Here is a 6,937-nt window from a genome sequence, read left to right on the forward strand (position 1 = left end):
GGCCTGGCACTGCTCGGCGAGTACCCGCCGGGCGCCCGCGTCACCGGCGAGGTGCGGCACGCGACGGACGACCCGGTCGGCTACGTACCCCAGCACCCGGCGGCCGTCCTGAACCCGGCCCGCCATGTCTCCGCGCTCCTGCGCGACCTCGCCCGCCCCCAGGCGCGCCGCCTGCCCCGCACCGAACGGCGCACTGCGGCACGGCAGTTGGTATCCCGCGCCCTCACCGACGCACAACTCCCCGACGGAGACGTGCTGTCGCGCCGCTTCCCGCATCAGCTGTCCGGCGGCCAGCAGCAGCGCGTCGTCCTCGCCCAGGCGCTGCTGCTCGGCGCCCGCGTGGTCGTCGCCGACGAACCCACCACCGGGCAGGACGCCCTCACCAAGGCCCGGGTCGTCGGCGAACTGTCGGCGCTCGCCGCCCGTGGTGTCGGCGTCGTCCTGCTCAGCCACGACCTCGACGTGGTCCGCGCCCTCGCCGACGAGGTCCTCGTCCTGCGGGCCGGCCGGGTCGTCGAGTCCGGCCCGGCCGAGCGGCTGTGGCGCGCGCCCCGGCACGAGTGGACCCGCCGGCTCCTCGACGACCACCGCCCGGAGCCACCGGGCCCCGGCCGCGTGACCAGCGACGACACGACCGGGGGCGACGACGGGACCGGGGGAGACCCGCCCGTCCTGCGGGTACGCGGCCTCACCGCCCGGCACCGTGACGGAGCCCGCCGCCCGGCCACCGTCCTGCACGCCGGCCACCTCGCGCTGCGGGCCGGGGAGTGCCTCGCCGTCGTCGGACGCTCGGGCAGCGGCAAGACCACCCTCGCCCGCTGCCTCGCCGGCCTCCACCACGACCACGACGGCGAACTCCTCCTCGACGGCACCCCGCTCCCGGCCGCCCTGCGCGACCGCGACCGCACCCAACTCGCCGCCGTCCAGTACGTCTTCCAGGACGCCCGCGCCGCCTTCGACGAACACCGCCCCGTCCTCGACCAGGTCGCCCGTACGGCGGTGCGGCTGCGCGGCGCCGACCAGCGGACCGCCCTGGCCGAGGCCCGCGCCCTGCTCGCCCGCACCGGACTCGGTGACGGGACGGCCCAGCGTCTGCCGGGCGCGCTCTCGGGCGGCGAACTCCAGCGCGCCGCGCTCGCCCGCGCGCTGCTCGCCCAGCCGCGCGTCCTGATCTGCGACGAGATCACCTCCGGCCTCGACACGGTCACCCGCCGCGCCGTAGTGGACCTCCTCTCCGGCCTGCTCGGGGAGCGTGCCGGGCTGTCCCTCGTCCTCATCACCCACGACCTGGACACCGCGCGCAGAGCGCACCGTATCGCCGTACTGGACCAGGGAGAGATCGTCGAACAGGGTTCGGCACAACGCCTGTTGGCGGCGCCACGGCATCCGTTCACCGTGTCCCTGCTGGAGACGACGGCCCGGCTGGAGAGCGGCGCGCGGGTCTGAGAAATTGCGGTGCGGGCCCGGACCCCGGCTCCCTACACTCACCACGACACCGAGATCGAGTGAGGGGAGCCGGGCCGTGCGCATCAGCACCGCTGCCGTCGTCCCCCCGTCCCGGTACGAGGTGATCCTGGTGTCCCGGGCCGCCCGGTGTCCGCTGCGCGGCCGGCACCGGAAGCCCGCGACGAGCAACTGAGGAGGCGTCACCTCCGTCGGCCCCATGGCGGGCCCGGCCCTCCGTCCGCCCGCCCGTCCCGGGAATCGCGCCGCCCTGTTCACAGACCAGCGAAAGGCCACGGGCCGTGCGCACCGACCTTCTCACCACCATCCGCAACCTCGGCATCCTCGCCCACGTCGACGCGGGCAAGACCACCGTCACCGAGCGCATCCTCTACGCCACCGGCACCACCTACAAGCGCGGCGAGGTCCACGACGGCACCACGGTCACCGACTTCGACCCGCAGGAGCGCGACCGCGGCATCACCATCTTCGCCGCGGCCGTCAGCTGCTCCTGGGACGGCCACCGGATCAACCTGATCGACACACCGGGCCACGTCGACTTCGCCGACGAGGTCGAACGGTCGCTGCGCGTGCTGGACGGCGCGGTCGCCGTGTTCGACGCGGTCGCGGGCGTCGAACCGCAGAGCGAGTCCGTGTGGCGGCAGGCCGACCGGCACGGCGTGCCGCGGATCGCGTTCGTCAACAAGATGGACCGGGCCGGCGCCGACCTGGACGCCGCCGTCGCCTCCATCCGCGAACGGCTCCATCCCGCCCCGCTCGTCGTCCAGTTGCCGATCGGTGCGGAGGACGGCTTCACCGGCGTCGTCGACCTGCTGCGCATGCGCGCGCTCGTGTGGGCGGACGGCGCGGAGACGCCCGAGGAGCGACCGGTGCCGGACGACCTGCGCGAGGAGGCGGCACGCAGGCGGCGGGCGCTGGAGGAGGCGGTCGCCGAACGCCACCCGGCCGCGCTGGAGGAGTTCTGCGACCGCGAGACGCTGACCGCCGGCACCCTCGGCGTGGCGCTGCGCGACCTGACCCGCGACGGCGACGCCGTGGTGGTGCTGTGCGGCTCGGCCTACCGCAACCGCGGCATCGAACCGCTGCTGGACGCCGCGGTGGCCTACCTGCCGTCCCCGCAGGACGTGCCCCCGGTACGCGGCACCCACGACGGCACGGAGCAGGAGCGGGCCGCCGACCCGGGCGCACCGCTGGCCGCGCTGGCGTTCAAGGTCAGCGCCACCCCGACGGGACGGCTGACGTATCTGCGGGTGTACTCGGGCACGATCGAGAAGGGAGACACCGTGTGGGACGCGGGCACGCGCCGCACCGAGCGGATCGGCCGCATCCTGCGGGTGCGGGCCGACCGGCACGACCCGCTGGAGCGGGCGGTCGCCGGGGACATCGTCGCCGTGGTCGGACTGAAGTCCGCCCGCGCCGGCTCCACCCTGTGCGCGCCGGGCGCCCCGCTCGTCCTGGAACCCCCGGGCGTGGCCGAACCGGTCGTGCACGTCGCCGTCGAGGCCCGTCGGTCCACCGACACCGACCGGCTGGCCACCGCGCTCGCCCGGCTCACCGAGGAGGACCCCTCGCTGGCCGTGCGGACCGACCCGGAGACCGGGCAGACCGTGCTGTCCGGCATGGGCGAACTGCACCTGGAGGTCGCGGTGGAGCGCGTCCGGCGCGAGCAGGGCGTCGAGGTCGCCGTGGGCCGCCCCGGTGTGGCGTACCGCGAGACGGTCGGCGAGGGCGTGGCCGGTTTCGTCTTCCGGCACGTCAAACAGGACGGCGGCGCTGGCCAGTTCGCGCATGTCGTGCTGGACGTCGAACCGTGGGACGAGGGCGGCTTCGTGTTCCGGTCGGCGGTCGTCGGCGGGCGCGTGCCGCAGGAGTTCGTCCGGGCCGTCGAGGCCGGCTGCCGGGACGCCCTGGCCGAGGGACCCCTCGGCGGGCACCCGGTGACCGGTCTGCGGGTCACGCTCACCGACGGCCAGACCCATGTGAAGGACTCCTCGGACACGGCCTTCCGCACCGCCGGCCGGCTGGGCCTGCGCGACGCCCTGCGCGCCTCGGCGATGGTCCTCCTGGAGCCGGTCGTGGAGGTGACGGTCACCGTGCCCGAGGACGCGGTCGGCGGGGTGCTCGGCGACCTGGCCGCCCGCCGCGGCCGGGTCACCGGGTCCGTCACGCGGGCCGGCGCGGCGGTCGTCACGGCCACTGTGCCGCTGGCCGAGCTGTTCGGTTACGCGACCCGGCTGCGCAGCCGCACCCAGGGCCGCGGCACCTTCACCGCCCGGCCCACCGGCTACGCGCCGGCGCCCGCCAAGGTCGCGACGGCCGTTCGGTAGGCGTGCCGAGGTACCCCCGTCCCCCCGGACGGGGGTACCTCGCCCCTCAGGGGTACTGGACGACCTTCGACGGCACGGTGTCCGTCCCCGACGTGGGCGAACCCGTGTCGTTGATGACGCACTCGTACTGCCCCTTGCCGCCCAGCGACACCACCAGCAGCCCGTGGAAGCGCACCCCGGGCCGGTCCGGCGCCGCGAAGCCGTGGTGCTGCACGATGGACGGGTTCACGTTGTAGTAGCAGTAGCTGCCGAGCCCCCAGCCCTCGTGCTCGGTGACGTGGTCGGCGACCTTGTAGGCGGCGTAGCCCTTGACCGAGCCGTTCTGGATCGCGGCCTGGTCGGGGGCGTCGTACGCCTTCTCGTTCTGGAAGAAGACCGTGCGGCCCCGCTGGCCGTTCCACTGCACGTCGTACTTGTTGAAGTGCTCCACGAACAGGCCGGTGATCAGGACGTCGTCACCGTTCACGACGACGCCGTAGTCGGCGCGGTTGGTCTCCCAGCCGACGCCCTCGCCGTGGTCGGCGCGCCACACCCAGGTGTGGTCCACGACGGTGTGCCGGCTGTTGATCACCATGCTGGTGGTGGCCTTGCCGGGCCCGGCGCCGCCGATCCGCACGAACACGTCCTGCACGGTGGTCGGGTTGGCCGAGTGGTCCTGCGACGCGCCCTGCGGGCCGACTTCGAGCAGCGTCGCCGAGTTGACCGGGCCGGCGTCGATCAGGAGACCGGCCAGCCGCACGCCGTCCACGTCGGCGACCTTCAGTGCGGTGACGCCGTTGTCGGGGATCAGCGTGGCGTAACCGAGGCCCAGCACCACCGTGTTGGCGCGGTTCACGGTGACGGCCTGGTCGAGGTGGTAGATGCCCGGGGTCAGCAGCAGGTGGAGGCCCTCGTCCAGGGCCTGGTTGAGAGTGGCGGCCGAGACGCCCGGCTGGGCGACGTAGAACTGCGACAGCGGCAGCGAGGTGCCGCGCGGGGTGCCGTTGCCCCACGAGACGCCGCGGGCGCCGGTCCGCTTCTCCGGCAGGAACACCCGGTACTCGTCGCCCTCCACGTACAGGAACGGCTTCTCGCGGGAGACGGGCGTGGTGTCGAGGGTGGTGTACGGCGGCTCGGGGAAACTCTGCGCGGGGGCGCCCTCCACTCCGGAGAACACCATGTTCCACACGGCGTTGAGCCAGCCGCCGACCGAGCTGTCCCGGGTGTACCACTGCTGCTGCGAGTACGGTCCGACCTGGCCGTCGATGCGGCTGTCGGCGATGTAGCCGCCGCTGGCCCAGCCGTAGCCGTCGGGAGCCAGGTTGAGGCCACCGCGGACGTGCATGCGCCGGAAGGGCGCCGCCTGCGAGACCGCCCAGCGGTTGGTGCCGTTGACGGGGACGAGGGCCAGGTTCTCCGCCGAACGCCAGAAGTTCTGGGTGGCGTTGCCGTCGAACCAGCCGGCGTCGACCGTGACGTCACCGTTGATGGTCGTGTCGTCGGGGGAGAGGCCGAGGCCCGCGACGGAGGTGTAGAAGCCGAGCTGGGCGTTGAGGCCGTTGTAGGTGCCCGGCTTGAACAGCAGGGCGTAGCGCCCGGTGCCGAACTGGGCCGACTCCTGCTGCCGGAAGATCTCGTCAAGTCTGGCCTGGATGTTCGGTGTCGACGGGTCGAAGACGATGACGTTGGGACCGAGGTCACCGCCGCCGGGGAGGGCGCTGGGGCCGCGCCGGGAGGCGGTGGGGGCGGAAGCGGTGCCGGTGGCAGCGGACGCGGTGCCGGACAGCGCGGCCAGCGCGGGGACCGCGGCGGCTGCCCCGAGGAGGGTGCGGCGGCGCACGCCGGAGGGCTCGGACGCCGAGGGTGCCGTGGGGGAAGAGGGCATGGGGGGCGGCTCTCCTTGTTCGGAAAGTGAACGTGGTGGGAGTGAGGGAGCGCTCTCTGGGTGTGCATGTTTCATCCATGTGCACAACGCGTCAAGAGTTGCGGCCAGTTCTGTGTCGTTGCGTTCAACTAGTGCGAGCAGTGCACGCGTTGATCCTTCTGTCGGTTCCCTTGACACCCTCCCGCCGCGCCCTCAACACTCCGAGTCGGGAGAGCGCTCTCCGAGAATCCTCACCGACCTTCCCAGGAGGTCTCCATGCCACGGAGATCGAAAGTTCTGTCCGGCACCCTCGTCGCGAGCGCGTTACTGCTGACCTCGATCGGCATCGGCACGCTCACCGCCGCCGCGGACACCCCGGCGCCGGCCGCCGCGCACGCCCACACGGCTGCCGCGCAGGCCCACTCGGCCGCCGCCGGGCACACCATGGCCGCCTCGACCGCCTCCTCGCCCGACGACCCGGACGGCGACGGCTACATCCCCGCGAACCGGCCGGTCACCGGCGTCACCCCGTCCACGAAGGAACCCCCGCACCGCTACTTCCACGAGTTCCAGGCCAACTGCGCGGTCACCCACACCGCACCCGACGACCCGATCGTCTACCCCCAGCAGCCCGGCAAGTCGCACGACCACACCTTCATGGGCAACACCACCACGAACGCCAACAGCACGACGGCCTCGCTCGACGCGGGGACCACCACGTGCCTCGCCCCCGGCGACCGTTCGGGCTACTGGATGCCGACCATGTTCAACGGTGACCGGCCGGTGCTGCCGGTGGGCGTGCAGACCATCTACTACAAGGCCGGCGTCACCGACTACACCAGCGTGCGGCCCTTCCCCAAGGGCCTCAGGTACGTCGTCGGCAACCCCATGCAGAGCGCCCAGGAGTTCCGTGACCACCCCGGCTTCGTCGAGGGCTGGGAGTGCGGCGACAGCTTCTTCAACGTCGCCTTCCCCACCGACTGCCCCTCCCGCCCGGACGTCCAGGTCAACATCCGTTTCCAGGCCCCCAGTTGCTGGGACGGCACGCATCTGGACACGCCGGACCACAAGAGCCACATGGCGTACCCGGTGGTCAACCCCGGCACCAACAACAACATCTGCCCGGCCAGTCACCCGGTCGCCCTGCCGATGATCGAGTTCAAGATGGCCTTCCCGGTCAACGGCGACCTCTCGCGGCTCAGGCTGGCCAGCGGGGCGAGCCACTCGTTCCACTACGACTTCTTCAACGCCTGGGACGAGCCCACCCTCAAGGCCATGGTCGACCACTGCATCGTCGGCGGCC

4 protein-coding genes are annotated in these 6,937 nt (G+C 72.9%); 3 read left to right on the forward strand and 1 reads right to left on the reverse strand.

Translation table 11 applies throughout. The annotated features are described in order from the left end of the window. Together GTW67_RS20210 and fusA are read left to right on the forward strand one after the other, a co-directional pair. Positions 1-1,446: ABC transporter ATP-binding protein (locus tag GTW67_RS20210; RefSeq protein ID WP_161166220.1), on the forward strand; the 1,446-nt coding region annotated here is incomplete at its 5' end. 299 nt (positions 1,447-1,745) lie between these two features. Further along, positions 1,746-3,791 carry an elongation factor G gene (gene fusA, locus GTW67_RS20215; protein ID WP_161166221.1) on the forward strand — a complete coding sequence of 682 codons (2,046 nt, stop codon included), beginning with the start codon at positions 1,746-1,748 and terminating at the stop codon, positions 3,789-3,791. Positions 3,792-3,837: 46 nt separating this feature from the next. Here fusA and GTW67_RS20220 read toward each other — a convergent pair whose 3' ends face one another. Continuing rightward, entirely contained in the window at positions 3,838-5,655 is a 1,818-nt protein-coding gene (locus tag GTW67_RS20220; RefSeq protein ID WP_161166222.1) for a pectate lyase-like domain-containing protein, read from the reverse strand. Between the two features lie 255 nt (positions 5,656-5,910). On the opposite strand from GTW67_RS20220, the gene GTW67_RS20225 reads away from it, so the two are divergent. Next, the coding region (locus GTW67_RS20225; protein WP_161166223.1) for a DUF1996 domain-containing protein at positions 5,911-6,937 on the forward strand (1,027 nt) is incomplete at its 3' end.

Source organism: Streptomyces sp. SID5910 (assembly GCF_009862125.1).
Classification (GTDB): Bacteria; Actinomycetota; Actinomycetes; order Streptomycetales; family Streptomycetaceae; genus Streptomyces.